Here is a 26,405-nt window from a genome sequence, read left to right as displayed (position 1 = left end):
AATTCAATCCCCCGAAAGGCGCAAATATGGGATCGGAATTCGCGTTTAAGACAACAGGCCTTACCAAAACCTATGGTAGCGGTGCCTCTGCGGTTCATGCCTTGAGAGGCGTTGATCTGGAAATTCCAAAGGGGGAGCTTGTTGTCCTTCTAGGGGCTTCTGGCAGCGGTAAATCAACGCTTTTGAACATCTTGGGTGGTCTTGATCACGCATCTGAAGGCAAGGTTGAGTTCTTCGATCAGACCCTGACCGATATGGATGACGGAGAACTCACCCGCTATCGCCGTCATCATGTGGGATTTGTTTTTCAGTTCTACAACCTGATGCCCAGCCTCACCGCAGAAGAAAATGTGGAGCTGGTGACAGAGATTGCCGACAATCCTTACGATCCGGCTGAAGCACTTGAACTTGTGGGCCTTAAAGCACGCACCCATCATTTTCCGGCGCAACTTTCGGGCGGCGAACAACAGCGGGTTGCCATTGCCCGCGCCATCGCCAAGAAACCAACGGTTCTGTTTTGTGACGAACCCACAGGCGCCCTTGATAGCGAAACAGGCAGATCTGTTCTGCGTGTCCTACAAGATGTGAACGAAAAGCTGGGCACCACAGTGATGATCGTGACCCATGCCGCGGCCACTGCAGAAATGGCAGATCGCGTCATTCGCTTTTCGGACGGTGGTATTCGCGAAGTAGAGGTGAACACACATAAACTTGCGGCGGAGGATATTGTCTGGTGAAGACCTCCACCTTCCTCTCCAGTTTTTTCTCGCCTTTGGATCGCAAGATGCTTCGAGATCTTTGGCGCATCAAGGGACAGGCCGTTGCCATTGGTCTGGTGATTGCCCTTGGGGTTCTTTTACTGGTGATGGAAGATGGTCTTGTGAACTCACTGGAGAACACAAAAGAGACCTATTACAGTCGATATCGTCTGGCGGACATCTTTGCTCCTGTGAAACGGGCCCCGCTGCATACACTGGATGATATTGAACTGATTGAAGGGGTGGCATCAGTTGAAGGACGCATCACTGGTATCGCCCGTATTGACCTGCCGGGATCTGCAAGTTCTCTTCACGGTACCACCATATCCATGCCGGAAAACCGGCAATCCAAATTAAATAATATTTACTTGTCCGGTGGACGATATCTGGACCCGACACGCCCCGATGAGGTGATCCTGCTGGAGGGATTTGCAGTAGCCCATAACTTAAGTCCCGGGGATACGCTATCTGCGACCATGAACGGATCCCGCCGGGTCTTTGAAATCGTTGGTACAGCACAATCCCCTGAATTTCTCTATTCTGCACCCCCGGGTGAGATGATGCCCGATGACGCCCGCTTTGCCGTTCTTTGGATGAACGAGAAGACCCTGCAAGCCGCTTATGATCTGGAGGGAGCCTATAATGAGGCTATCGTCTCCTTAACCCGCGGTGCCAAATCAGAAGCGGTGGAAGACAAGATTGATCTGATTCTGGACCCTTACGGCAGCACGGGTGCATACGGTCTGGAGGATCATGTCTCAAACCGCTTTATACAGGAAGAAATAGATGGTCAGCGGGTCACCAGCAGGGCTGTGCCCCCTGTATTTTTGGCTGTTGCCGCCTTTTTGCTGAATATCGTGATCACAAGAATGATCGAATCTGAACGGGAACAGATCGGCCTTCTAAAGGCCTTTGGATATTCAGGATATGAAATCGGCGCCCACTATTTTAAGTTTATCCTGATCATTGCAACTGGCGGTGCCTTGCTTGGATGTGTCCTTGGTGTCCTTGCGGGGCGTAGCTTCGTGGGCATCTTTCAGATCTATTATAAGTTCCCGTTTCTTGTCTTCACCGTGGATCCCAAAGCCTTCATTATTGGAATTGCTGTAAGCGTGCTTGCCGCATCTGCAGGAGGTGTTCTGGTCTTGCGGCGGGTCTTTAACTTAACCCCTGCAGTTGCCATGCGCCCGCCCGCACCGGCGGATTACAGCCGAAGTGCCAAACTCGGAACATTGACCAAGAAAATACTCGATCAGCCAAGCAGAATGGTGGTTCGGAGGATCATCCGTCAGCCTTTGCGGGCCTTTCTTGCCATCCTCGGGATCGCCGCAGGCATGTCCCTTTCCGTTGGGATGCTTGGTATCATGTCAGGGTTTAATCACACCGTGGATGTTACCTTTAATGTGATAGATCGCAGTCAGGTTAATGTAACGCTTGTAGAACCCTTATCCGACAAAGTGGCCTATGAGTTGGCGCAAATTCCAGGGGTGACAATGGTAGAGCCCTATCGTGTCGTCTCCGCCACCTTTCGAAACGGGCCACATTACCACCGCGGGGCCATCAATGGCCTTGAGGCCAATCCGGAACTCAATCGGGTTATCGACAAGAACCAACAACCCATCTTTATCCGGGAAAAGGGAATTATTCTGGCAAAAGCGCTTGCCGAGAAGCTGGATATTGTCCCGGGTGAAATTCTGACCGTAGATATTCGCGAAGGCAGGCGGCCAACGGTTGAAATTCCCGTTGCCGCCATTGCAGATACTTTGCTCGGCTCTCCCGCCTTTATGGAAACAGAAAGCCTCAACCGCTTGTTAAAGGAACCCGGCCGTATGAACGGGGCTTACCTTCGTATTGACGAAAAGCAAAGCGATCAGATCTATCAACAGTTAAAAGAAATGCCAGCTGTTGCAGGGGTCAGCCTTAAAGAACAAGCTCGCGCCGCGTTCCAGAAAATTATTGATTCTGGAGCCGGTGCCATGCGCTATGTCATGGCGCTGATTGCGGGGACTATCACCTTCGGGATTGTCTATAACAGTGCCCGGATTGCCTTTGCGGAAAGATCACGGGATCTGGCAAGTCTGCGTGTTATTGGCTTCACCCGCGCCGAAGCGACATTCGTCCTGCTGGGGGAGCTGAGTATCATTACCGTGCTTGCCCTGCCCCTTGGGGCAATGTTTGGGAATTATTTGGCAAAAGCTATCGCGATCGGTTTCAGCACCGATCTCTATCAGGTACCGGCAACAGTCGGGCCGACAAGTTATGGAACAGCAATAATGGCGGTGGTCATTGCCGCCATCTTGTCCGGATGGCTTGTCAAACGGGATATCGACACCCTTGATCTGGTATCCGCCTTAAAAACGAGGGAGTGATTTAGAGTGGCAAAAAGAAGATCACGTTACTGGATGAGCGCAGGGCTGGTTGTCCTAGTAGGCGGCGCACTTGCATATGCGTTTTGGCCAAGACCTGCGTTAGTGGATATGGCAGTCACCGAGAAATCGCCCATGACGGTTACCATCAATGAAGAGGCCAAAACAAGGGTGAGAGACGCTTATGTGGTCTCCGCCCCCATCGCGGGGCGATTGCTCCGCGTTGATGTGGAACCAGGGGACCCTGTCAACGGAGACGAAACTGTTATTGTCCGTATGCTGCCCCTTAATCCATCCGCGTTGGATGTGCGAACACGTGAGCAGGCCCGCGCCGCGGTCAGCGCTGCAGAAGCCGCTCTTCGCCTCTCCCGCGCCGACCTTAACAAAGCCATGGCGGATAAAGACCTTGCGGATCTGGATTTCGAGCGAGCTGAAAAGCTATTTGGTAAGGGTAATATTTCGCAAGCCGCAATGGACCGGGCGAAGCGCGTCTGGCGCACCGCGACGGCGTCCCTGGATACCTCCAAGGCTGCCATTTCCATGCGGGAAGCTGATCTTGAGCGCGCCCGTGCAAGGCTCATTAGCTTTTCTGATACATCTACGGAAATTACCTCAAAGCCGACCGCAGAAAATGCCATCTCCCTAAAAGCACCCGTATCCGGGCGCATTTTGCGGGTGATGCAGAAAAGCGAAACCACGGTTGCGGCGGGTGACCCCATTCTGGAAATAGGCAATATCGAAAATGACCTTGAGATTATCGTGGAGCTTCTTTCCACCGATGCCGTCAAGGTTCGCGAAGGGCAAAAAGTTCTCGTGGAGAAATGGGGAGAGCCGACCCCGCTTCACGGTGTTGTGGAGCGGATTGAGCCATGGGGTTATACGAAATATTCTGCCCTTGGGGTGGAAGAGCAACGGGTCAAAGCCATTATCCAATTTACGGATCCTCTGGAAAAGCGGGCAAGCCTTGGGCACGGCTTTCGGGTAGAAACCCGGATCATTGTATGGCAATCCGATACCGCCTTAAATATCCCGGCAAGTGCCCTCTTTCGGGATCAGGGCAATTGGGTGGTTTTCAAAGTCGATGAAAATAACAAAGCCACTCAGCAGCTTGTGGAAATCAACCATAACAACGGCTTACGAGCGCAGATCACAAAGGGTCTTAACGAAGGTGAAAAGGTTATCCTTTACCCTGGTCCGGAAATAGAGGATGGCACAGCCGTAAAGGCGAGAAACGCCAACTAGGGGAGATGAAGAATGGAAACCCGCGCGATCAGACCTATTGACTGTCCACCGGGACTGATGCGGGCCTTTATTGCCATGGTCGCAAAAGGCGGTGAAGTTCCCATTGAAAATCTGCAAAGGGGTGTCCCTATGGCAGATATGCTGTTATTCACCATAAATGATGACAAAAAGCTCATGGGGGTCAGTGCTTTACGCCATCCGAATTCCAATTATCACAAACATCTGTTCGAATTGGCCGGGGTGCCTGAGATGTATAACCCCGACAGCCTGGAAGCATGTTGGTTATACATAGATCCCGATTACCGGGGTTTGAATGTGTGGAAAAACAACAGCATGAAACGCATGGAGTATCTGGGGAACCGACCTGTTCACGGAATTATGCGTGTCGAAAACAAACTCCTGCGAAAGCCTTTGGACAATCACAAGGCATTTGCACAAGTTGGCGATACCTTCACCCCTGAAATGTCAGATTATGAGGTGATCCTCGCAGCCGCTAACCACGATCCCGTTTATGATCCGACAAAAAGGCTCTACTACGGGCACCCACCTGAACAAGAGTAACAAAAAAGGCGGCAACTAAACTGGTTACCGCCTTTTCCTTGGACCAACGGGCCTTATTTCCAGCCAGGAACCCCTGTCATATCCGGAAGCTCATGGGCAATGCCTTTATGGCAATCAATACAGGTCTTCTCACCTTTAAACAGGAACGTTTGGTGAGCCGTTGCCGCCCGGCTGCTTTGCTGGGTGATATCCATGCTTTCAGCACTGTGACAGTTCCGGCATTCCAGTGAATCGTTGGCTTTCAGACGGTCCCATTCGTGACCTGCCAAACGACGTCGCTGGTCTTCGAACTTCTCACGTGTACTGATTGTACCGAAGATCTTGCCATAAACCTCTTTCGAGGCTTGCATTTTGCGGGCAATTTTATCAGTCCAATTATGCGGCACGTGGCAATCGGGGCAAGTTGCCCGAACACCAGAGCGGTTGGAGTAGTGGATGGTTGGCTTCAACTCCGCAAAAACATTTTGCTCCATCTCATGACAGCTGATGCAGAACGCTTCGGTGTTGGTAAGCTCCAGGGCAGTGTTAAAACCACCCCAGAACATAACACCTGCAACAAACCCACCCAGGGTCAGAAACCCCACGGACAGATATTTGGCCGGTTTATTGGCACGATGCCAAATTGACTTCACCAAACCCCAGCCTTTGGAAATTGGATTGGTCATTTCTTGTCCGCCTCACTTTTCAGTACATCTTCAACATCTTTAAATTCGTTGACGACAGGGGCTTTTACATCCTGCTGCACCACATGACATTGGTTACAGAAATACCGGCGTGGCGAAATGGTGGCGAGCACCTGATAATCGCGATCCATAAAGTGGGTCACGCTTACCATTGGCGCCTGACTTTCACCTGTCTGGCGTCGGCTGTGACAAGACATGCATTTATTTGCGTTCTTCGTCACCTCATAGTCCCGCACTTTGTGGGGGATGGTTGGTGGCTGTTCCGGGTAGTTTCTTGTCCGGCGCAAATCCTTGTTTTCAACCTTGCTAAAAGCAGGGGCTGCTGCTTCTTCCGGAATAGGTGTTCCGCCTCGAAGTGTTGCTGTTCCTTCTGCAATTGCCAATCCTGAGATAGAAACAACCAGGATTGAGGCTGCAATAGCTGCAAATCTAAACTTCATGATTACGCCCTCCCTGTTGGAACAACTTTAACGGCACATTTCTTGTAGTCCGTCTGCTTGGAAATAGGATCTGTCGCATCCAGTGTGACCTTGTTGATCAACTGGCTGGCATCGAACCAAGGCACATAAATCAGTCCCTTTGGCACCTTGTTGCGGCCCCGTGTTTCAATACGGCTGACAATTTCACCACGGCGAGAGACAACTTTAATTTCCTGACCCCGGCGCAAGCCACGTTTGGATGCGTCATCTGGATGCATATACACAACCGCATCCGGGAAGGATTTATAGAGCTCAGGTACACGTTGCGTCATGGAACCTGAATGCCAGTGTTCCAACACACGCCCGGTACACAGCCACAAATTATACTCATCATCCGGGGCTTCTGCGGGGGGCTCATAAGGCAATGCAAAGATAATCGCGCGGCCGTCTGGCTTACCGTAGAACTCAAAGTCGGATCCCGGCGTTACATACGGATCAGACCCCTCTTTGTATCTCCAACGGGTTTCCTTGCCATCCACAACCGGCCAGCGTAGACCACGGACTTTGTGATAGGTGTCGAACGGTGCCAGATCGTGGGCTTTGCCGCGACCAAATGTGGCATATTCTTCAAACAGACCTTTTTGAAGGTAGAAACCGAAATGTTCGGATTCGTGGTTGCCATATTCCTTGTTCAATTCATCCAGGGAATAGCGGTTCACAGTTCCGTTGGCATAGAGAACGTCATAAAGGGTTTTACCTTTATATTCTGGAAACTCTTCCAGAACTTCTTTTGGCCAAACCTCATCTGTCTTAAACCGTTTTGACAATTCAACAATTTGCCAAACGTCGGATTTTGCCCCTTCAGGTGGCTTCACAATTTGATACCAAAACTGTGTCCGGCGCTCAGCGTTACCGTAAGCACCTTCTTTTTCCACCCACATAGCGGTTGGCAGAATAAGGTCCGCAGCTTCTGCTGTTACGGTTGGATATGGGTCCGAGACCACGATAAAGGCTTCTGGGTTGCGATACCCCGGGAACCCTTCTTCGTTCAGGTTCGCCGCTGCCTGCATGTTGTTGTTACACATCACCCAGTAAGCATTGATCTTGCCGTCTTTCAGCATCCGGTTTTGAAGCGCCGCGTGATAGCCAGGTTTTGGCGGAATAATACCAGGGGGAATTTTCCAGACTTTCTCCGCATAGGCCCGATGTTCAGGTTTCATCACAACCATGTCTGCAGGCAGACGGTGGGCAAAAGTACCTACCTCACGGGCAGTTCCGCACGCAGAAGGCTGGCCGGTTAGTGAGAAAGGTGAATTACCCGGTGTCGCAATTTTGCCTGTAAGAAGGTGAATATTGTAGATCAGGTTGTTCATCCAGACACCCCGTGTGTGCTGGTTCACGCCCATAGTCCAGAAAGAGACTACCTTCCGGTCCGGATCCGCGTACAGTTTTGCAAGTTCAATCAGTTTATCTGCTGGAACACCGGAAAGTTCAGCGACTTTCTCGGCTGTGTAATCTGAAACGAACTCTTTGAACTCATCGAATGACATAGGTTTGGAGCCACCAGCTTTACCGGCATTGGCTGCCTTCTGCTCCAATGGATGCTCTGGTCGCAGGCCATATCCAATATCTGTGTTACCGCGGCGGAAATTCACATGCTTGGCGACAAAGTCCTTATGGACCATGTCATTTTGAATGATGTAATTGGCAATAAAGTTGGCAATCGCCAAATCGGTTTGCGGCGCAAAAGTCATAGGCATATCTGCCAGATCATAGCAGCGATGTTCATAGGTTGAGAGAACCACAACTTTTGTATCCGGTGCGGACAAACGTCTGTCTGTCACACGTGTCCAGAGGATCGGGTGCATCTCTGCCATGTTGGATCCCCAAAGAACAAAAGTATCCGTGGCCTCAATGTCATCATAACAACCCATCGGCTCATCAATGCCAAAGGTCCGCATGAAGCCCGCAACCGCAGATGCCATACAGTGGCGCGCATTTGGCTCAATATTGTTGCTGCCAAAACCCGCTTTCATCAGTTTGGAAGCAGCATAACCTTCCCAAACAGTCCACTGGCCTGAGCCAAACATACCAATGGATTTTGGACCATTTTTCTTGATGGCATCGCGAAACTTGTCCGCCATGGTATCCAGCGCGACATCCCAGCTGACCGGTGTAAATTCACCATTTTTGTCATACTTGCCATCCTTCATGCGAAGCAATGGTGTTGTCAGGCGATCTTCACCGTAAAGAATTTTGGAAAGGAAGTACCCTTTCACGCAATTAAGGCCGCGGTTCACTTCTGAATGAATATCACCATGTGTGGCGACCACTTTGTTATTCTTGGTTGCGACCATGACGCTACAGCCCGTACCGCAGAACCGGCAGGCCGCTTTCGACCATTTCAGTTCCGTTTTTTCGCGGTCTGTCACAACATTTGCAGCTTCTGCTGTCTTGATCCCTGCAACCCCAGCAGCGATCGTGGCAGCATTAGCCTTGATATAGTCCCTTCTTGAAAACTTCATGCTCAGTTTCCTTATATTTCTGTATCAGACAGCCGCCTATTCGGCATGTTGATAGACAGGTAAAAACGACAACACACCCTCATACCCGCGGATATTTTCCGCCGTATCCAGAAGTTCTCCTTCTGTCGGTGCATCAATAACAACAACCAGTTTGCTCTGCTCATCCGTTGCCGGAACTTCCGCAAATGGTGTCTCGGCAATACTCATCAGGGCAGAAGACAAATTCTCCGACCTGACATGTGCGATGTAGCTGGCAATGAAAAATTGTTCCTCCATTACGCGCTCGCTCCCTCCTCTTTATGTGCCTCAGATACAGGTGCCGCGAAGTGAACCTTCATTGCCTGACTTGGGCAGGTCGCAACACATGCACCGCAGGCGGTACATTTCTCTTCTTCAATTTCCGGAATGGCCACAGCCCCCAGCTGTGGTCTGAATTTGATCGCCGCTTCAGGGCATTGGTCTTTGCAGACCTCACACACGATACCTTTATGCGCAAAACAACCATCGTGAGCCGTCGCAAGACCTTGCCACGGTTTTTCTACTGCGCGGATATCTTCTTCCCAGAAAACACCTTCACTGCAGGCAGACGCGCAATCACCACAAAACGTGCATTCCCCTTTATCAAAATTGACAGAGGCGCAATTTGCTGAAGCAAGAACGATGATTTGCTCTTGGCAGGCGGAAACACAATCGCCGCAACCTGTACATTTGTCGGCGATATCGTCACTTGTTGCCCAAGGCAAGATATGTGTAATAACAGGCGCAGGTTCAGTTTTATTCGCCCGAGATCTCATAAACAGATCCCGACGTGTATACCCTATTTCGCTACTCCGGGACATGGCCCTACCCCACTGGCGGACCTGTCAAAATCTGCATTATCCAGATACTAAACCCGTACCCACCAACTAACATAACGGTTAGCCCGGGAATTAGAATCGCAGCTAGGAAAAGAAATAAACCAACTTCTTTCCTTTTCTCTCTCTCCATCTCTTCAGAAAGTTGCTCAGACACTGGCTTTCCTCCTGTCTCCAATAATCGAACTTCCCACATACTTTAGTTTCTTGTTATTATTGACTGGAGACTATGTCCTTTTGCATATTACTTCAATCTTATATATTTTTTATTTTATTGATTTAGATCAATGCCCTAATCAATTTTCAGGATTGCCCGTTCTAAGGGGCAGTTTTCTGAGCTTCCCCTTTTCATTTCGGTACGCTTTTCTATAATGCCCTCAAAATATGTTGACGTTCTTTAGGGGGCACCGAATGAAAAACTATCTGAAAACCTATCCAAATCGTGACGGCTATTTTGGGGATTATGGCGGGGCTTTCCTGCCACCTGAATTAGAACCGCATTTTGCAGAAATCGCCAAGGCTTATGACCGCCTTTCCAAGTCTGCAGATTACCTCAATGACCTGAAATATATCCGCAAACATTTCCAGGGTCGCCCAACACCCATTACCCATCTGAAAAACCTGTCCGAAGACATTGGCGGCGCGCAGATCTATGTGAAGCGGGAAGACCTGAACCACACAGGTGCCCATAAACTCAATCACTGTATGGCGGAAGCACTGCTTGCTAAACATATGGGTAAAAAGAAGCTGATCGCCGAAACTGGCGCAGGTCAGCATGGTGTGGCGCTGGCAACGGCGGCGGCTTACTTCGGTATGGAATGTGAAATTCACATGGGCGAAGTGGACATCGCAAAAGAACATCCAAATGTGGTTCGTATGCGTCTTCTAGGTGCAACAGTTGTGCCGGTGACCATGGGTGCCAAAACCCTGAAAGAGGCGGTGGATAGTGCCTTTGGTGCGTATCTTGGTCAAACTGAAGATGCCATCTACGCGATCGGTTCTGTTGTAGGGCCGCATCCATTCCCGAAAATGGTCCGCGACTTCCAGAAAGTTGTTGGCCTTGAAGCGCGCGAGCAGTTCCTTGAAATGACGGACGAACTTCCAGATCACATTGTGGCCTGTGTGGGCGGCGGTTCAAACGCGATGGGTCTTTATTCCGGCTTTATCGAAGATGAGCATGTGGAAATCCACGGTGTTGAACCCATGGGTACTGGTGAAGAACTGGGTCAGCACGCGGCGACCCTCACTTTTGGTGTCGATGGCGACATCCACGGTTTCCGCACCATTACTTTGGTTGATGACGAAGGCGAGCCAGCCCCAGTTCACTCCATTGCCAGTGGCCTTGATTATCCGGGTATTGGTCCAGAACACGCCTTCCTGCACCGCTCCGGCCGTGTTCAGTATGGCTCCGTCACAGACAAGGAAACACTGGATGCTTTCTACACCTTGAGCCGTCGTGAGGGCATCATCCCAGCTCTGGAAAGCTCCCATGCCATCGCATATGCCATGAAAATGGCGAAGGACCGCCCAGGCGAGACAATCCTTGCCAACCTCTCCGGTCGTGGTGACAAAGACATTGATTATGTCACAGAAACATTTGGTTTCGGCGACGAATAAACCGCACCAAAACAGGAAGAAAAACCCCGCTTCATCGGCGGGGTTTTTTATTGTTATTTTACTTCGACGGGGAGAGCTTGGACCTCTTCCACCACTTCGGCTTCGATCAGATCCGGATCTTCCGTGTGACGGTTCAGTTGTCGCCACTCAAACCGATCAAACGAATGACAGGATGGACAACGGGCAGACCATTTCGATGAAATGGACCCGCAGGACCCACAAACCCACGCGGGATCGGGATCAGCTTCAGTGCTTTTCAAGATCCAGTTCCGGGCGGCAACCGCATCCGCATTGGCCACTTCTTCAAGTTCAGCAAGCAAACGATAGGTGCCGACTGTGGCCCCGTCTTTATCAAGGGCATTCAGATATTCGCGCGCTTCGCCATATTCCCGTGCCGCCAAGGCAGCTGATGCCAGCGCCATTTTCGTTTCCCGGTGATCCGGGTTGCTGATCTGCATGAACTTCTTGGCACGGGCAAGCCAGTCTTTCGGATCTTCTGCAAGCACCAAGGATTTCGCCGCAGCGGCAACTTCCGGATGAGGCATCTCTTTCCAGAGCGTGGACAGAATTTTGTCGCGGCCACGGCCCGGCGCCATATGTTTCAGCAAAAACACACCGGCAGGGATAAATGTGCTATCCGCCTGATAAGCCATATTGGCGTGTCGCAGGGCTGCTTCCAAATGACCCTCTTTTTGCGCCTTTTCAGCCAGCAGAAAACTGATCACTGCTTTCAGATGTTTCAGGGCATCTGATTTCGCAAGCTTTTTATTGCGCATCATCTTGCCGACAACGACACTTGCGTCTTCAAAATCACCCTTCTCCAGTATGAGTTCCAGCATTTCACGCTGAACCCATTCTGTTCCAGGCTTCAGTTGGTCGGCCCGGCGCGTATGTTCCAACGCCTTCGTCAGGTCACCATCCGCTTTGGCACGCGCGATAAGTCCGCGCAGCCCCAGAAATTCCGTATCTGGACGGGCGGTCATACGGTCATAGTATATCTGTGCCGCGCGATCGTCGTTATTCAGTTCCGCAGCCTGTGCGGCCATCAAAAGGGCAAGGGGCTCCCCTTTCAGATGCTTTTCAGTTAGAACCGCAGCTTTGCGGGCCTCTTCAGCGTCTCCTGCGGCAATAGCGACCATGCCGTTGGACAAGGCTTCGTAGCCTTTACTGCGACGGCGGGCAAAGAATACTGCCCCCAGTTTTCCGGGACTTTGTCTTACCCAGCGCACGATGAGGAACAGGACCGTCAGCACCAGCGCCACAATCAATGCGGCAGCGGCCAAAAAGACCATACTGGTCTCCACCACATATCCGCCCCAACGAACGGAAACGCCGCCAGGGTTTTCTGCAAGCCACACACCGGCAAACGCCAGCAAGGCTATTAGAACGAAAAGATAAACTGCTCTAATCATGTGGCCCCCTAGTTAGATGCCTGACTATCAAGTGCCGCATTGGCAGACACTTTCTTAATCAGCTCATCAAGGGTTTGATCCAGCAAGGCCCGCTTTTGTGCATTTGCGATCCAGCCAGAGGCCGCCTCACGTGATGCCCCTTCCAGCGATGAAAGGGCCGCAATTGCTCCGGTGAGGTCGGCACCCAGAAGCGCCTTTTCAGCGCGGGCCACAATGGCATCCACATCATCCCCTTCCGTATCACCGACACGGCGGAATTTCACCAAGCTGGCCAGATTATGCAGGGTTTTGCCATACCATGTTTCACTATCTGGAAGGCGGGCGGCCTGCGTTATATTGCTGGCCTCAGCCTCAAATTCATCCACTAACTGACGGATGGTTGGTGCCCCAGACTTGGACACATCACTTAACTTGGCAAAGTCAGCTTGCAAGCCTTCCGGTGCCACCGCGATCGCTTGTTGCAGCGCCCCGGTAAAAGGTTGATCCGCGCGGCTTTCCCGATGAATTTGACCAAGGGCAAGAAGGATCAGACTTTCGTTGCCATTTGCATCCGCCACCTGTTTTGTCTCTGCTGCGGCTTTCACAGCCGCGCTCAACGCCGAGATTTCAGTTTGCTGATCATCCAGTCCGGATTTTGTGGTGACCTGCTGTTCGCTAAGACGTGCAATTTCGGCCTGTGCTTTTGACAGGCTATCCCCAAGGTCTTGAAGGCGGGTATTGAGCGCTGCCTGCAATGCTTCGGTGGCTGAAGCCTCATCTCCCGTCGGGGTCACTGCAATCGGCGCTGCATTTTGCAATTTCGAAATGCTGGCTTCCAACTCAGCCTTGGCCGTTTCAATTTCACCAAGGCGACCACTTAAGGTTTCAAGATCAGCACGGTTGAGCGATACTTTCTCGTCCAGGCTTTTCTGAAGCGCTGCTATCTGCGCGTTCACGGCTCCCAGATCCACATTCTGAACGGGTGCCGTAGTCTTTGAACTCTCCAGCGCGGCAAGCCGCTCTTCCAGTGTTTTAATCGCAGGGTTTTCAGGCCAGTAGCCTTTCAACATGGCTTGCGTACCTTCAGGCAGAACAGGGGCGACTTTTGGCAGGATCAGCGGCCAGGCAACCAGACCCAGGATAAACGCGCCGCCAACACCAGCAAGGACCCATTTTGTGTTTGATCCTTTTTTCGCCGCAGGTTTTGCCGCTGTTGTTTCAGTTTTGGAAGAGGCTGCAGCTGTTGTTGGGCCCGATGATTTGGCATCCACTTTTCCCGTAGGTGTTTTAGGGGGCGCGCTTTTAGCGTCCGCCTGTTTGGATGCTTCCTTCGCGTCCGGCTTCGCATTGCCTTTTGCGGTGTCTTTTCCGCTTGGTGGTACTGCCACTTTATGCTCCCTAACTTTCCCGCCCTCCGTCTGGGCAGAGTTCTTATCCTTGGGATCTGCTTTTTCAATTAACGCCAGCAGGTCTTTTTCTGTCGGATGCTCCGCGACAAATATCTGACCAGCCTGCAGGTCACTCAAGGCATTTGCAACATTCTGGCTCAAACACCAGATGCTCAATTTACTAATATGATCATACAGTTTATCCGCATCAATGATCTGCTTCAAAACTTTTGCAGTATGAGGTGAAAAAACAAGCACCCCGTCCAGCTTACCCGCTTTTAATTCTGACAATGCTACCGGGGTCAGTCCTTCCGCATCATGGGCATCATAAAGAATTTCCCGGCGATAGCTGTAACCCGCTTTTTGAAGATCGCCGCCAAGATCGCCGGCAAGGCGTGCGCCCCCCGCATGAACAAGGGTTCCGCCATCTTCAGGCAACCTCTCTTTTATCAAACGGGCCAGATCATCCACATCCCCATTGGCGCTGAAGATCTTCTCAAATCCAGATTGTTTGGCCACCGCGGCGCTTTTATCTCCGACCGCATAAACAGGAATTGACCGATTTTCAGTCGCGCGAACCAGGCCTTTCACGCCGTTCGCGCTGGTCACTATTAATGCCTGAACCTTCTCAATATCCAGCGGTTCGGTATTCCGAAAGGAAATTTCCAGCAAGGGCGACAGAATCACATCATGTCCCATAGTCTCCAACGCAGATTTCATTTCCCGCGCCGCGCTCATGGGTCTTGTGATCAGTAATTTCATATGCCGCCCCTGTTATTCTATGATGATCCTAAATCTGAAAAGCGGCGAAATCCGGGCCAGCCAAATCGCGAAGCTCTGCGCCAAGCTTCTGCCCAAGTTTTTCAGCGTCTTCCGGGGCCGCGGTTCCAGAAACATCAAAACGGTCTTTTCCATCGGGACTTAAAAGACTGGCTTCCAAATACAGGCTTCCATCTTCCTGCAAAATGGCGTGACCCGCGATCGGGGTTCGGCAAGATCCATCAAGCTCAGCGAGCATGGCCCGCTCCGCTGTCACACGGGTACGGCTTTCAACGTGATTGATGGCCGCTAGCAATTCACCAACATCCGCATCATCTGCGCGCCGTTCAATGCCAATGGCCCCTTGTGCCACCGCTGGCAGCATTTCGTTCTTCTCAAGGCTTTGGGTGACAACGTCTTCCTTGCCCAAACGGCGAAGACCTGCCATTGCCAGCAATGTGGCATCGGCCTCCCCTTCTTCCAGTTTACGAAGACGGGTTGCGACGGCCCCCCGGAAAATACATACCTTCAGATCTGGTCGTTTATTCAGAATCTGTGCCTGACGACGAAGGGAAGCGGTTCCCACCATGGATCCCGCAGGCAATTCCTCAAGACTTTTGCCTGAGGCGGAAATGAAGGCATCACGCGCATCTTCCCGGGGCAGAATACAATCAATAACCAGACCATCCGGCAGGGTTGTTTCCATATCCTTCATGGAATGAACCGCAAAATCGATATCCCCATCGATCAGCGCCTGCTCGATCTCTTTCACAAAAAGGCCTTTTCCGCCCGCTTCACTTAAGGGGCGGTCCTGAATCTGATCCCCCGTGGTCTTGATAACCACAATTTCCAGATCATCTTCTTTCAGGCGGTCTGGAAATGCTTTTACCAGCCTGTCACGAGTTTCATAGGCCTGTGCAAGCGCCAATGGACTTCCCCGTGTTCCGATTCTGTACTTTTTGTGTGTCGTCATGTTGCAGGATACCCTATTCAGTGATACAGCCTTAGCCAATTTGCACCGCTTTAACACAGAACACAATGATTGTACTCGGCCTTGAAAGTAGTTGCGATGAAACCGCTGCTGCCGTCGTTACGGCAGATGGCCGGATTTTGTCAAATGTTGTCTTGTCTCAAATTGAAGAACATGCCCCTTTTGGCGGTGTTGTTCCCGAAATTGCGGCACGCGCCCACGTGACACAAATGGATCAGATTGTGGACAGGGCCATGAAAGAAGCCGGTATCGGCTTTGATGAACTGGATGGTGTCGCCGCAACGGCAGGTCCCGGCCTTATTGGCGGCGTCCTCGTTGGGTTGATGACGGCTAAATCCATCGCAGCGGTGGCAGATATCCCTCTTGTGGGTGTCAATCATCTTGAAGGCCATGCGCTCACCGTTCGGATGACAGACGGCATTGCCTTTCCGTATTTGCTGCTTCTCGTCTCCGGCGGGCACTCTCAGATTCTTGTGGTGGAAGGGGTTGGTAAGTATCGACGCCTTGGCACCACCATTGATGATGCAGTTGGGGAAGCCTTCGATAAAACGGCGAAAATGATGGGTCTTGGTTTTCCGGGTGGTCCTGCCGTTGAAAAAGCCGCTGCAAGCGGTGATGGAACCCGTTTCAAACTCCCGCGGCCTATGAAAGGCAAACCCGGCTGTGATTTTTCATTCTCAGGCCTTAAAACTGCGGTCCGTCAGGCCCTCGCGGATCTGGGGGATGATGTCACGGATCAGGACAAAGCCGATTTGGCGGCCAGTTTTCAGGTGGCCGCAGTGGATGCGCTGCTATCGCGCGTCAAACAGGCCCTTAAAATCTACAAAGCAGACTATCCAGATGCCAAAAACATGGTGATCGCCGGCGGTGTCGCCGCGAACAAGCACCTGCGGGCAGAGCTGGATATCATGATGCAAAAGCACAAACTGGAACTGGTGGTTCCGCCCCCTGCCCTTTGCACCGACAATGGTGCCATGATTGCCTGGGCGGGCATGGAACGCCTGAAACGAAATGAAACCGACACACTGGATCTGGCCGCAAAAGCACGCTGGCCACTGGATCCGGATGCTGAACCTGCCCCATTTGCGGGCTACAAAGCCTGATATCAAGGACAAAAAGATGACTGAAGACGAACAGAAACAAATGGCCGCCGCCGCCGCAGTTGAGCATATCAAAGACGGTATGGTTGTTGGTCTTGGGACAGGATCCACAGCTGCGAAAATGGTCGATCTTGTGGGCGCCCGCGTCAAAGACGGCCTTGATATCATTGCGGTTCCAACCTCCGAGGCTACAGCAGCTCAAGCGCGCGGCCTTGGCATCAAGGTGGTTGGACTGGATGAGGTGTCGGTTATTGATCTTACCATTGACGGTACCGACGAAGTGGACCCACAAATGCGGCTTATCAAGGGTGGTGGCGGTGCTCACCTTCGGGAAAAAATTGTGGCGTCCCTGTCTGACAAAATGATTGTCATCGCTGAAAACAAGAAAATGGTCGATCAACTTGGCGCCTTTAAACTGCCTGTCGAAGTGATCCCTTTTGCCTCCGGCGCGCTTTTGCCAAAAATGGAAGCCTTGGGCGCAGAACCTGCCATTCGTATGAACGGGGATGAGCCTTTCCGAACTGACGAAAACAACCTGATCATCGATTGTGCCTTTGGCAAGATCGAGGATCCCGAAGCCATCGCTTTGACCCTCAGCCTGATGCCGGGTGTGGTTGAACACGGGCTCTTTATAGATATGGCTGATTTGGTTCTGATCGGCACGGATGAAGGCGTAAAATCTTTCGAAAAAGCTGAATAATCCTTATCAGGCATAAAAAAATTCAAATTTTTTTGGGGTGGAAAACGTTAGTTTTCTGCCCTTTTTTGTTCTTAAGTGAAAAAACTTCCTAATTGCAGTTAATAATGACTTGCAATAGCAATAACTCCCGGCTACATTCCTTCTCGAGAATAAGCTTGCTTATCCTCTCTAGCTCAGACCTGACCCTCCGCTCTCCCGGCGGAGGGTCCTTTTTTTTTGCGCACCGGCATAAACCAGCGCAACTATCTCGTTGAGATCCCTTTCAAGCTCCTCTTCTGATCGATCCAGAAAAAAGGCCTGAAACCGAAAAGGGTAAGTTGCCAGATGAAACATCTCTGCCAGTCGGAACGGGTCTGTTTTTTGTAAAGCCCCTTGCTGAATAACCCGGTCCAGATACAGGCTGATATCCTTCAATAACCTATGGCGAAATCCTTCGATGGCGGCCGGTCGCTTTTTCTCAATTACCTCAAGTAGTGCCTGATATCCCGGATGGTCCCGCCTTTTTGCTTTTCGAAGGATCATTTCTTCACGAAAATAGCGTTCTAGATTTTCTTCAGGGTACCCTTCTTTTGACAAATGCGCCTTCAATTCACGTTGAAGCTCTTGTTCTTCATGCTCCGCCACGGCAATGGCGAGATCGAGTTTATTTTTAAAATGATTATACAAGTGAGCGGGCGAGATCTGACAATCTGAGGCGATATCTTCTGTAGTGGTTTTGGTATAGCCAAAATTTAAGAACCGCTTTTGTGCGGCCTGTAAAATTCTCGTCCGATGTTGTTTCTTGGTTCTGGTCATCGCGCCCCACTTGCACGTGTAAAACTGATCCGCCATCTTTCGTTATATTAGTTATATATAATTGTCCAAATTTTCTCAATTCCATTCCGCTGATGCGCTACTCGTGCTAGATAACAGCAACAGCCGGAGAATTGGATCATATGGACAGAGTAAATGTTATTGGCGCAGGCGCATGGGGGACCGCACTTGCCATCGCTGCTGCGCAAAATAATCGGCAGGTTCTTCTTCATTGCCGTGATGAAAAACAGGCATCCGACATAAATGCTGCCCATGAAAATACGAAATACCTATCCGGTATAAAAATCCCTGACACGGTTACGGCAACAACAGATTTATCTGACGTTCTGAACACAGATATTCTTCTTAATGTTGTCCCTGCGCAGCACTTAAGATCTAATCTGGAACTGATAAAAGATAAGCTTAATCCTACCACAGCCGTTGTTATTTGCGCCAAGGGGATTGAAAAATCATCCGGCAAATTAATGAGCGAAGTGGTGAGCGAGTGTCTGCCAGAACAGCCTTTCGCCATCCTATCCGGTCCCAACTTCGCCCATGAAATTGCCAAAGGACTGCCCGCAGCCACGACACTTGCGGCGTCCTCAAAGAAACTTGGGGAACGATTGGCGAAGTCTCTAAGCAGTACCTCCTTCAGACCCTATTACACGGATGACATTATGGGTGCCCAACTTGGCGGCGCGGTTAAAAATGTCCTCGCCATTGCCTGTGGTGTCGTTGCGGGGGCTAATCTTGGAGAAAACGCCCGCGCTGCCCTTATTACCCGCGGCATGGCAGAAATCTTGCGCCTTGGGGTTAAGCTTGGCGCACGCGCCGAGACTTTAATGGGGCTTTCAGGATTTGGAGACCTTGTGCTCACTTGCTCTTCCAGCGCGTCACGGAATTTTTCGCTCGGGGAAGCCTTGGGTCAGGGGCAATCACTGGATGATATCCTTAAAAACCGTGTGGCCGTTACCGAAGGGGTTCATACGGCTGCGGCTTTGTGTGCATTGGCCCACCAACATAAAATTGAGATGCCAATTTGCGAAGCGGTTGATAAACTGCTCAACACGGGCGCTTCCGTCCCATCCATTGTTGAAGACTTACTTGCCCGCCCTATCCGGGACGAATCTCTTGCGGGCTTTTAGATTTAAGGAATGAAAATGCTGTTTGCTGCCTTCTGCACTGACAAAGACGATCATCTCAATGTACGTATGGACAACCGCCCTGCCCATCTGGATTTCCTCGGCGCAAAAGGCGATGAAATTGTTTACGCGGGCCCAACACTGAAAGATGACGGGGAAACACCCGGTGGAAGCCTGATTATTTTCGAAGCGGAAGATCTGGCATCTGCTCGTGACTGGATTGCTGGCGATCCATATGCCAAGGCCGGTCTTTTCTCAGACGTACAGGTACGTCCTTGGAAGAAAGTCCTCGGCGCAGGTTTCTAAGAAATGCAGTATTGGCTGATAAAATCTGAACCTTCAAGCTGGTCCTGGCAGGATCAGCTTGATGCTGGGGAAGGCGGCACCCACTGGGATGGTGTGCGCAATTATCAAGCGTCCAATAACATGAAAGCCATGAAAAAGGGGGATCGCTGCTTCTTCTATCATTCAGTAAAAGAGAAAAGCATTGTCGGTATCGTTGAAGTGATCCGCGAATACTATCCTGATCACACTGATGAAAAGGGCCGGTTTGGTATGGTGGATGTGAAAGCCGTTCAAACCATGCCCTCCCCGGTAAGCCTTGCCCAGATCAAGGCCGAAGAAAAACTTGGCAATCTTGCGCTTCTGAGGCAAAGTCGCCTCTCCGTGGTTCCTATTGATCCTGCATCATGGGAGCTGATTTGCGAAATGGGTGGCCTTTAACCCGACCCCGCCCGTCCCGCCCCTTAGCTGTCGCAGGCGATCAATATGAGTAACCGCATTACAATTCCAGGCCTTGGCACCAATGGCCATGCCTATCTGTTCCTGACCTGCACAATGTTGTTTTGGGGCTGCAATGCTGTGTTTAGCCGACTTGCCGTGGGAGAAGTGTCTCCGCTGACACTTGTCACCCTTCGCTGGGCCGTTGTGATCAGCATGGTTTTCGTGATCGCCCGGAAAAATGTAAAGCGGGATTGGCCAAAATTGAAACCACGCCTTGGGTATTTCATGATCATGGGGGCGACCGGCTTCACCGGCTTTAACGCGATGTTCTATATCGCAGCCCATTCAACAACCGCCCTCAACATCGGCATTATTCAAGGGGCCATGCCCGTCATTGTGCTGCTTGGGTCGTTTATTCTGTTTCGTACCCCGGTCACCATTTCACAGATGCTGGGTGTGGCGGTGACATTGATTGGTGTGGCGGTTGTGACATCCGCGGGCAGCCTGGATACGCTTCTATCGCTCTCATTCAATGACGGCGATATCCTAATACTAATCGCAGCGTTGGTTTACGGCGTCTATACGATCGCTCTGCGCTTTAAGCCGGATGTGTCCGCCCTTTCCTTCTTTGCGGTTCTGGCTTTTGCCGCCTTTTTGACATGCCTGCCGCTTCTCGCCTACGAGATTTATTCTGGTCAGGCTCAGATGCCGACACCCACAGGCTGGGCACTGATTCTCGCCATCGCGATCCTGCCCTCTTTTCTTGCGCAGCTTCTGTTCATCAATGGTGTGACATTGATCGGGCCGGGCCGGGCAGGGATTTTTATCAATCTGGTACCGATTTTTGCCGCCATACTGGCCGTTCTGTTCTTGTCAGAAGATTTTGAGATCTACCACGGCGCAGCACTTGTTCTTGTTCTGGGTGGCATCTGGCTGGCGGAACGCGGCAAGAAAGCGGGTGCCAGCTAAGCCTCAGAAATCGCTGATAATCCCTTTTCGCTCCCAGTCGCCATAGCGAGTTGGCTCAAGACCACTTGGGCCGCCAATTTCACCTTCGGCCTGCTCCAGCTTATGGGCGGGATTTGTCTTTTTTTCATCCTCAGAAACTTTGCTCTGCGCTTTGTCTTCTGGCTGTTTATCTTCGGGTTTGGACATCTTGATACCTGTACGTTCAGATAATTTCTGCCTATCTATCACGTTTGTCGCAACCACGCTATAGACCCGAACTGGTTTTTAGCCTACATAGCCTCGATGAATACAACTGTACCAAATCCGCGCAAACGCGCCTCCATGATGCTCTCACGCGTATTGGAGAAAAAGCAGCTTCTGGAAGATGTTCTGGATGAAGGCCTGAAAAGCCTGGAACCCCGTGACCGCGCTCTTGCCCGGGCCATTACATCTACGACACTTCGGCATCTGGGTATTCTTGATACCCTGATTGACAGAATGCTTGAACGTCCCCTGCCAAAAGCCGCAATGAATGTTCGTAACGCTTTACGTATCGGCTTGGCGCAGGTTCTGTTTATGGAAGTCGCAAACCATGCTGCGGTCCACGATACAGTTGAATTGATCCCGGCCAACAGCAAGTTTCGCGGCCTTGTAAACGCACTTCTTCGCCGCGCGGATCGTCAGGGTGACAAACTTCTTGCCCGTATGAATACCAAACGGGCCAACACGCCAGACTGGCTGTGGCAAAGCTGGATCAACGCTTATGGCAAAGAGAATGCGAGCGCCATTGCCAAAGCGCACCAGTTTGAAGCCCCTCTCGACATCAATGTAAAAAGCGAAGCGACAGCTTGGGCGCTTAAATTGGACGCGGTACTTCTACCAACAGAGCATCTACGGCTTATTGATGCAAAAAGCGTCCCGGAACTGGAAGGCTTTGATGAAGGTGAGTGGTGGGTTCAGGATTATGCGGCCAGCCTGCCTGCCAAACTATTTGGCGATCTTACCGGCAAACGCGTTCTGGATGTTTGTGCGGCGCCCGGTGGCAAGACGATACAACTTGCCTTGAAAGGCGGCAATGTTACTGCCCTCGATCGGTCTGCGGCGCGCCTCAAACGCCTGACCGAAAATATGGAACGCCTTGGGCTAAATGTGGAGGTTAAAGCCGCGGACGCCACTGGTTTTGTCCCCGCCAATCCATTTGATGCCATTTTGCTGGATGCCCCATGTTCCAGCACCGGAACCATTCGCCGTCACCCAGATGTGGCTTGGCTGAAAACTCAAAAAGATGTGGAAAAACTGGCGGGCCTTCAAGCGCGGCTTCTGGATGCGGCGGCAGGTCAGTTGGCACCCGGCGGTACATTGGTTTACAGCACCTGTTCTTTGCAGCCTGAAGAAGGGGAAGGTCAGATCGCCGCCTTTTTGGCGCGCCACCCTGAATTTTCTCTTCTCCCCGCAAAATCGGAAGAATTTGAAGGTCTCGAAGAAGTGATTAGCGAAGAAGGGTATTTAAGAGCCCTGCCCTGTCACTACGGAAAAGCTGAAAACCCGAAAGAACGTGGAATGGACGGCTTTTTTGCCGCCAGATTGATTAAATCAAGTTGAGTTTAACCCATTGGCGTGGCTTGAGAAAAGTGCCGCGCCGTGGTAGAGGAAGATCATGAAAAAACCTGTCCAGATATCACCTTCTATCCTTGCCGCCGATTTTTCCAAACTGGGTGAGGAAGTAGCCGCCATTGATAAAGCCGGCGCTGATTTCATTCACGTGGACATTATGGATGGTCATTTTGTTCCAAACATCAGTTTTGGGCCTTCGGTAACCAAATCAATCCGTAAAGTTACGGAAAAGCCTTTTGATGTTCATCTGATGATCTCTCCGGTGGATCCCTACATCGCTGAGTTTGTGGATGCGGGGGCTGATATTATCACCGTGCATCAGGAAGCAGGGCCTCATCTGCATCGGACCCTGCAGCTGATTAAGTCTCATGGTATCAAGGCTGGCGTGTCCCTTAACCCGGCGACACCTGCCAGCACATTGGAACATGTGATGGACGTAGTGGATCTTATTCTGGTGATGAGTGTGAACCCGGGCTTCGGGGGACAGAAATTTATCCCATCACAACTTGACAAGATCCGTACCCTTCGTGAAATGATTGATGCGACAGGGCGGGATATCTATCTGGAAGTGGACGGCGGCATTACCGCAGAAACGGCACCTCTCGTTATCGAAGCGGGTGCGGACCTTTTGGTCGCAGGATCTGCCGCCTTTAAAGGGGAACAAGATCAATACGCGGCAAATATTGACGCAATATTGGGCCGTTAGGGGGATGAGTGGCAACAAAGCAGTCACAGTTTGATATTCTGCCGGCGAGACGCTCGGCAGCGGACCTGTTTTTTTCATCTTCCCTTTACCGGGGAACGCTGAAAGGCCGGATCCCCAAACGACTGCTTTTTTGCCCTGTTGATGTGATCGCAGGCGATGCCGAAAAGGCTGATCACCTTTTTCACGGAAATTATCTGCTGGAAGGACTAGATGCGCGCCTTGGCGGGGAAGAGCCATGGCTTGCCAAAAAGATGCCGCTTTACTGGCATCTGGAACTTCACAAATTTGGCTGGATGAAAGACTTCGCCGCCAATGGCAGTGACAGCGCCAAACGCCATGCCCGCGCCCTCGTCACCAACTGGATCCAGCGCTTTGATGACTATCACCCTCATATCTGGGACGGGGATATTCTCTCGCGAAGGCTCCTCAACTGGATGCAGCAAAGTGATTTTCTGCTCACCAGTAATGATGGCGACTTCAATTACAAATTTATCCGCTCCATCCGCCGCCAGCTTCAGCATCTAAAGCGTTATGTGAAGTATTTCGCCAAAAAAGAAGACAAGTTTCTGTTCTATCTGGCGCTCTATGTGGGCTCTGCCTGTTTTAAGGACAGTCAAGGCGACGCGGCCAAATTCAAAAACAATTTGTTGGAAGAGTTGGACAAAACCATTCTCGCCGATGGATGCCACATCTCACGCAACCCAAGCCAGCATATGGCCACATTGTTGGATCTCGTGAATTTACGCGAATCATTTCGAAAACAAGACAAAACCATCCCTGAGGCCCTGATCCGCGCCATAGACAGGCTTGCCCCAGCGGTGCGTTTCTTTCAGCACGGCGATGGTAAACTGGCACTGTTTAACGGCGGTATGGCGGAAGAAGACGGAATGCCTGATCAGATACTGGCTTTAAGCGAAGCCATGGGCCGTCCACCCCTCCATCTTCCCAAAGGCGGGTTTGAGCGTCTTCGGACGGGGCGCGCCACTATTATCATGGAAACGGGGCAAGGTGGTCGGCCTCAAGGGGCTAAATATCACGGCGCTGGTGCTTTTGAATTTAGCCATGGTCGTGACCGTATCGTTGTCAATTGCGGATCCCACCCGGATACGAAATCCCCCTGGGCAAAAGCATTAGGGGCGACAGCGGCCCATTCAACCTTGTCCTATGAAGAACTTAATGCTGATTTTCCCGCACCCAAAATTGCGGAAAATACCGAGGATCCGGACATCACTGTTCTTGAGGATGGGGGAAATATCTGGCTCGATTTTGTCAATCACGGTTACGAGAAATCAGCAAATCTGGGCCATACACGCCGTCTTTATCTGGATAGCCATGGCACAAGTCTCCGCGGCGAGGATATGGTTAGCGTGCTGGGAAATAGCAACAAAAGCCACCAATTCACGTTGCGTTTCCATCTACATCCTGATCTCAGTCTTTCCCGCGCCATGAGTGGCAGGCAATTGCTCATGATGACCCCAGAAGGGACGGGCTGGCAATTTATCTCGAGCCTTTCAGAACTGACACTGGAGGAAAGTATCTATTGCAGCCAACCGGGGGAGAGCCGCAAAAGCCAGCAAATTGTCCTTCGTGGCCAAATCCATGGCACGGATGAGTTAAGCGTCAAATGGGCGTTCCACCAAATGGGCACAAAAGAAACGGATTAAAGCTGCCAGCGTTTGGTGGCTGCAGAAAGCTCACGGTCTCTCCAGATCCCTTTGATATCGGCGATGAGGCCACCTTCTTTAATGATCCCTTCAAGAGCGGCATCTGAGAGTTCACGGTATACATCATGGGCCACAGCACCCACGACGGCATCATAACCGTTCAGATTTTTGAGATTCTCTTCGAGATCAATATCAAAGAACTGTTGCGCCTCTGCTTTATCAGCCAATGGATCATGCACATCCACGCTATGCCCCAGCTCCGTCAGACCAGAGACAATCTCCGTCACCTTGGTATTACGAAGGTCTGGAACATTCTCTTTGAAGGTGAGCCCTAAAACAAGGACACGAGACCCTTCTGGAATGCGGCTGCCCACACTTTCAGCGATAAAGCCCGCCATAGATTCGTTGATCCGGCGCCCTGTTAAGATCAGATCTGGATCATGCCCCACTTCACTGGCGCGGTGGGCCAGATAAAAGGGATCAATACCAATGCAGTGCCCCCCGACAAGGCCCGGTGTGAAATTCAGGAAATTCCACTTTGTGCCAGCGGTTTCCAGAACGTCATAGGCAGATAATCCAAGTTTCTGGAAAATCATGGTCGCTTCGTTAATGAAGGCGATGTTGATATCCCGCTGTGCGTTCTCAATAACCTTGGCGGCTTCGGCGGTCTTAATGTTCCGCGCCCGAAACGTTCCCCCCGTTGTGGCCGCGCCATACATCACTTCCAGAATATCAGCGACATCGTCAGTCTGACCCGCGACAACCTTGATGATTTTATCCACGGTATGAACTTTATCACCCGGGTTAATCCGCTCGGGCGAATATCCCAAATAGAACTCTTCCCCGCATTTAAGGCCAGAACCTTCTTCCAGCAACGGGCCGCAGAAATCTTCGGTCACCCCCGGATACACGGTGCTTTCAACAACAACGATTGCCCCCTTCTTCAAGATTGGGGCAATGGCCTTACAGGCGGCTTCAAGGGGTTTAAGGTCCGGTTTGTTGCCTTCATCCACAGGAGTCGGCACAGTAACGATATGGATATCCGCATCCGCCGTTTTTGCGATATCCGTTGTGTAATCCATGGTGCTTGCGCGCAGCACCGGCGGGTCGATTTCCATTGTCCGATCATGACCGGAAAGAAGCTCAGATACGCGATCTTCGCTAATATCGAACCCGATGACATTGAACTGACGTGACAACGCAACAGCCAAAGGCAAGCCGACATATCCTAAACCCACAACCGAAATAAGGGCGTCCCGGCTGATTTCCTGATCCTGTCCAAGTGCGGTAGGTGCTGTTGCTGTCATTAGATTTCCAAGCGTTATCTCTTGTGAAGTGCCTAGGTAGAACTAATCCCGTACCTTTGTCAACGAACGGAAAATCCACCCCTAAATTTTTGACCAAAAAGTCAGTTATTTCACAAAAACATGCATATATCCCACGTCTTCGAATAATCTCTGCA

Annotated in this window: 26 protein-coding genes; 14 read left to right on the top strand and 12 right to left on the bottom strand. The window is 51.2% G+C overall.

Annotated elements, in window-relative coordinates; translation table 11 throughout:
• Positions 1 to 26: 26 nt before the first annotated feature.
• The 4 genes from GUA87_RS05355 to GUA87_RS05340 are packed head-to-tail and all read left to right on the top strand — an operon-like array spanning position 27 to position 4,927.
• Positions 27 to 737 carry an ABC transporter ATP-binding protein gene (locus GUA87_RS05355; RefSeq protein WP_193715464.1) on the top strand — a complete coding sequence of 237 codons (711 nt, stop codon included), beginning with the start codon at positions 27 to 29 and terminating at the stop codon, positions 735 to 737.
• Positions 734 to 3,127 (top strand): FtsX-like permease family protein, encoded by a 2,394-nt coding sequence (locus GUA87_RS05350; RefSeq protein ID WP_321575875.1) that lies wholly within the window; start codon positions 734 to 736, stop codon positions 3,125 to 3,127. Before GUA87_RS05355 ends, GUA87_RS05350 begins: the two co-directional genes overlap by 4 nt.
• A gap of 6 nt (positions 3,128 to 3,133) precedes the next feature.
• Positions 3,134 to 4,366 carry an efflux RND transporter periplasmic adaptor subunit gene (locus GUA87_RS18175; RefSeq protein ID WP_321575874.1) on the top strand — a complete coding sequence of 411 codons (1,233 nt, stop codon included), beginning with the start codon at positions 3,134 to 3,136 and terminating at the stop codon, positions 4,364 to 4,366.
• Positions 4,367 to 4,378: 12 nt separating this feature from the next.
• The gene (locus GUA87_RS05340; RefSeq protein WP_193715463.1) at positions 4,379 to 4,927 is read left to right on the top strand and encodes a hypothetical protein; all 549 of its coding nucleotides are present in this window, start codon (positions 4,379 to 4,381) and stop codon (positions 4,925 to 4,927) included.
• Between the two features lie 53 nt (positions 4,928 to 4,980).
• Here the strand turns inward: GUA87_RS05340 and GUA87_RS05335 are convergent, their stop codons facing one another.
• The 6 genes from GUA87_RS05335 to GUA87_RS18315 are packed head-to-tail and all read right to left on the bottom strand — an operon-like array spanning position 4,981 to position 9,541.
• Entirely contained in the window at positions 4,981 to 5,592 is a 612-nt protein-coding gene (locus tag GUA87_RS05335) for a NapC/NirT family cytochrome c (protein WP_193715462.1), read from the bottom strand.
• Positions 5,589 to 6,050 carry a nitrate reductase cytochrome c-type subunit gene (locus tag GUA87_RS05330; RefSeq protein ID WP_193715461.1) on the bottom strand — a complete coding sequence of 154 codons (462 nt, stop codon included), beginning with the start codon at positions 6,048 to 6,050 and terminating at the stop codon, positions 5,589 to 5,591. Before GUA87_RS05330 ends, GUA87_RS05335 begins: the two co-directional genes overlap by 4 nt.
• Positions 6,051 to 6,052: 2 nt before the next feature.
• Positions 6,053 to 8,554: a nitrate reductase catalytic subunit NapA gene (napA, locus tag GUA87_RS05325; RefSeq protein WP_193715460.1), complete on the bottom strand. Its 2,502-nt coding sequence runs from the start codon at positions 8,552 to 8,554 to the stop codon at positions 6,053 to 6,055.
• A gap of 36 nt (positions 8,555 to 8,590) precedes the next feature.
• On the bottom strand, positions 8,591 to 8,830 hold the full coding sequence (locus GUA87_RS05320) for a chaperone NapD (RefSeq protein ID WP_193715459.1): 240 nt from the start codon (positions 8,828 to 8,830) through the stop codon (positions 8,591 to 8,593).
• Entirely contained in the window at positions 8,830 to 9,393 is a 564-nt protein-coding gene (locus GUA87_RS05315; RefSeq protein ID WP_193715458.1) for a ferredoxin-type protein NapF, read from the bottom strand. Before GUA87_RS05315 ends, GUA87_RS05320 begins: the two co-directional genes overlap by 1 nt.
• Before the next feature lie 4 nt (positions 9,394 to 9,397).
• Positions 9,398 to 9,541, bottom strand: coding sequence for a periplasmic nitrate reductase, NapE protein (locus GUA87_RS18315; protein WP_193715828.1), 144 nt, complete (start codon positions 9,539 to 9,541; stop codon positions 9,398 to 9,400).
• Positions 9,542 to 9,819: 278 nt separating this feature from the next.
• Here GUA87_RS18315 and trpB point away from each other — a divergent pair, with 278 nt between their 5' ends.
• On the top strand, positions 9,820 to 11,025 hold the full coding sequence (gene trpB / locus GUA87_RS05305) for a tryptophan synthase subunit beta (RefSeq protein WP_193715457.1): 1,206 nt from the start codon (positions 9,820 to 9,822) through the stop codon (positions 11,023 to 11,025).
• Positions 11,026 to 11,078: 53 nt separating this feature from the next.
• Here trpB and GUA87_RS05300 read toward each other — a convergent pair whose 3' ends face one another.
• The 3 genes from GUA87_RS05300 to hemC are packed head-to-tail and all read right to left on the bottom strand — an operon-like array spanning position 11,079 to position 15,536.
• Positions 11,079 to 12,437 carry a heme biosynthesis protein HemY gene (locus GUA87_RS05300; RefSeq protein WP_193715456.1) on the bottom strand — a complete coding sequence of 453 codons (1,359 nt, stop codon included), beginning with the start codon at positions 12,435 to 12,437 and terminating at the stop codon, positions 11,079 to 11,081.
• A gap of 8 nt (positions 12,438 to 12,445) precedes the next feature.
• Positions 12,446 to 14,566: a uroporphyrinogen-III synthase gene (locus GUA87_RS05295; RefSeq protein ID WP_193715455.1), complete on the bottom strand. Its 2,121-nt coding sequence runs from the start codon at positions 14,564 to 14,566 to the stop codon at positions 12,446 to 12,448.
• A 28-nt stretch (positions 14,567 to 14,594) separates the two neighbouring features.
• Positions 14,595 to 15,536, bottom strand: a complete 942-nt coding sequence (gene hemC / locus GUA87_RS05290; protein ID WP_193715454.1) for a hydroxymethylbilane synthase — start codon at positions 15,534 to 15,536, stop codon at positions 14,595 to 14,597.
• A gap of 65 nt (positions 15,537 to 15,601) precedes the next feature.
• Between hemC and tsaD the strand changes: the two genes are divergently transcribed.
• Complete coding sequence (tsaD, locus tag GUA87_RS05285; protein ID WP_193715453.1) at positions 15,602 to 16,657, top strand: tRNA (adenosine(37)-N6)-threonylcarbamoyltransferase complex transferase subunit TsaD; 1,056 nt, start codon at positions 15,602 to 15,604, stop codon at positions 16,655 to 16,657.
• Between the two features lie 16 nt (positions 16,658 to 16,673).
• On the top strand, positions 16,674 to 17,354 hold the full coding sequence (gene rpiA, locus GUA87_RS05280; protein WP_193715452.1) for a ribose-5-phosphate isomerase RpiA: 681 nt from the start codon (positions 16,674 to 16,676) through the stop codon (positions 17,352 to 17,354).
• Between the two features lie 168 nt (positions 17,355 to 17,522).
• On the opposite strand, the gene GUA87_RS05275 is transcribed toward rpiA, so the two are convergent.
• On the bottom strand, positions 17,523 to 18,149 hold the full coding sequence (locus GUA87_RS05275; protein WP_193715451.1) for a TetR/AcrR family transcriptional regulator: 627 nt from the start codon (positions 18,147 to 18,149) through the stop codon (positions 17,523 to 17,525).
• 140 nt (positions 18,150 to 18,289) lie between these two features.
• Between GUA87_RS05275 and GUA87_RS05270 the strand changes: the two genes are divergently transcribed.
• Genes GUA87_RS05270 through GUA87_RS05255 form a run of 4 tightly spaced genes read left to right on the top strand, consistent with a single transcriptional unit; the run spans position 18,290 to position 20,980 of the window.
• Complete coding sequence (locus GUA87_RS05270) at positions 18,290 to 19,291, top strand: NAD(P)H-dependent glycerol-3-phosphate dehydrogenase (RefSeq protein ID WP_193715450.1); 1,002 nt, start codon at positions 18,290 to 18,292, stop codon at positions 19,289 to 19,291.
• Positions 19,292 to 19,306: 15 nt separating this feature from the next.
• The gene (locus tag GUA87_RS05265) at positions 19,307 to 19,594 is read left to right on the top strand and encodes a YciI family protein (RefSeq protein WP_193715827.1); all 288 of its coding nucleotides are present in this window, start codon (positions 19,307 to 19,309) and stop codon (positions 19,592 to 19,594) included.
• A 3-nt stretch (positions 19,595 to 19,597) separates the two neighbouring features.
• Positions 19,598 to 20,011, top strand: coding sequence for an EVE domain-containing protein (locus tag GUA87_RS05260; protein ID WP_193715449.1), 414 nt, complete (start codon positions 19,598 to 19,600; stop codon positions 20,009 to 20,011).
• Between the two features lie 45 nt (positions 20,012 to 20,056).
• Positions 20,057 to 20,980, top strand: a complete 924-nt coding sequence (locus GUA87_RS05255) for a DMT family transporter (protein WP_193715448.1) — start codon at positions 20,057 to 20,059, stop codon at positions 20,978 to 20,980.
• A gap of 3 nt (positions 20,981 to 20,983) precedes the next feature.
• Here the strand turns inward: GUA87_RS05255 and GUA87_RS05250 are convergent, their stop codons facing one another.
• Positions 20,984 to 21,223 carry a DUF1674 domain-containing protein gene (locus tag GUA87_RS05250; RefSeq protein ID WP_321575873.1) on the bottom strand — a complete coding sequence of 80 codons (240 nt, stop codon included), beginning with the start codon at positions 21,221 to 21,223 and terminating at the stop codon, positions 20,984 to 20,986.
• A gap of 39 nt (positions 21,224 to 21,262) precedes the next feature.
• On the opposite strand from GUA87_RS05250, the gene rsmB reads away from it, so the two are divergent.
• Genes rsmB through GUA87_RS18170 form a run of 3 tightly spaced genes read left to right on the top strand, consistent with a single transcriptional unit; the run spans position 21,263 to position 24,943 of the window.
• Positions 21,263 to 22,561: a 16S rRNA (cytosine(967)-C(5))-methyltransferase RsmB gene (gene rsmB / locus GUA87_RS05245; protein ID WP_193715447.1), complete on the top strand. Its 1,299-nt coding sequence runs from the start codon at positions 21,263 to 21,265 to the stop codon at positions 22,559 to 22,561.
• Between the two features lie 55 nt (positions 22,562 to 22,616).
• The gene (gene rpe, locus GUA87_RS05240; RefSeq protein WP_193715446.1) at positions 22,617 to 23,279 is read left to right on the top strand and encodes a ribulose-phosphate 3-epimerase; all 663 of its coding nucleotides are present in this window, start codon (positions 22,617 to 22,619) and stop codon (positions 23,277 to 23,279) included.
• Positions 23,280 to 23,287: 8 nt separating this feature from the next.
• Positions 23,288 to 24,943 carry a heparinase II/III domain-containing protein gene (locus GUA87_RS18170; protein WP_193715445.1) on the top strand — a complete coding sequence of 552 codons (1,656 nt, stop codon included), beginning with the start codon at positions 23,288 to 23,290 and terminating at the stop codon, positions 24,941 to 24,943.
• On the opposite strand, the gene GUA87_RS05230 is transcribed toward GUA87_RS18170, so the two are convergent.
• Entirely contained in the window at positions 24,940 to 26,250 is a 1,311-nt protein-coding gene (locus tag GUA87_RS05230; RefSeq protein ID WP_193715444.1) for a nucleotide sugar dehydrogenase, read from the bottom strand. The genes GUA87_RS18170 and GUA87_RS05230 overlap by 4 nt on opposite strands.
• Between the last annotated feature and the right edge of the window lie 155 nt (positions 26,251 to 26,405).

The organism is Sneathiella sp. P13V-1, from assembly GCF_015143595.1.
Taxonomy (GTDB): Bacteria; Pseudomonadota; Alphaproteobacteria; order Sneathiellales; family Sneathiellaceae; genus Sneathiella.
Note: the sequence above shows the minus strand (reverse complement) of the source record. Positions and strands in the feature narration are given on the sequence as shown.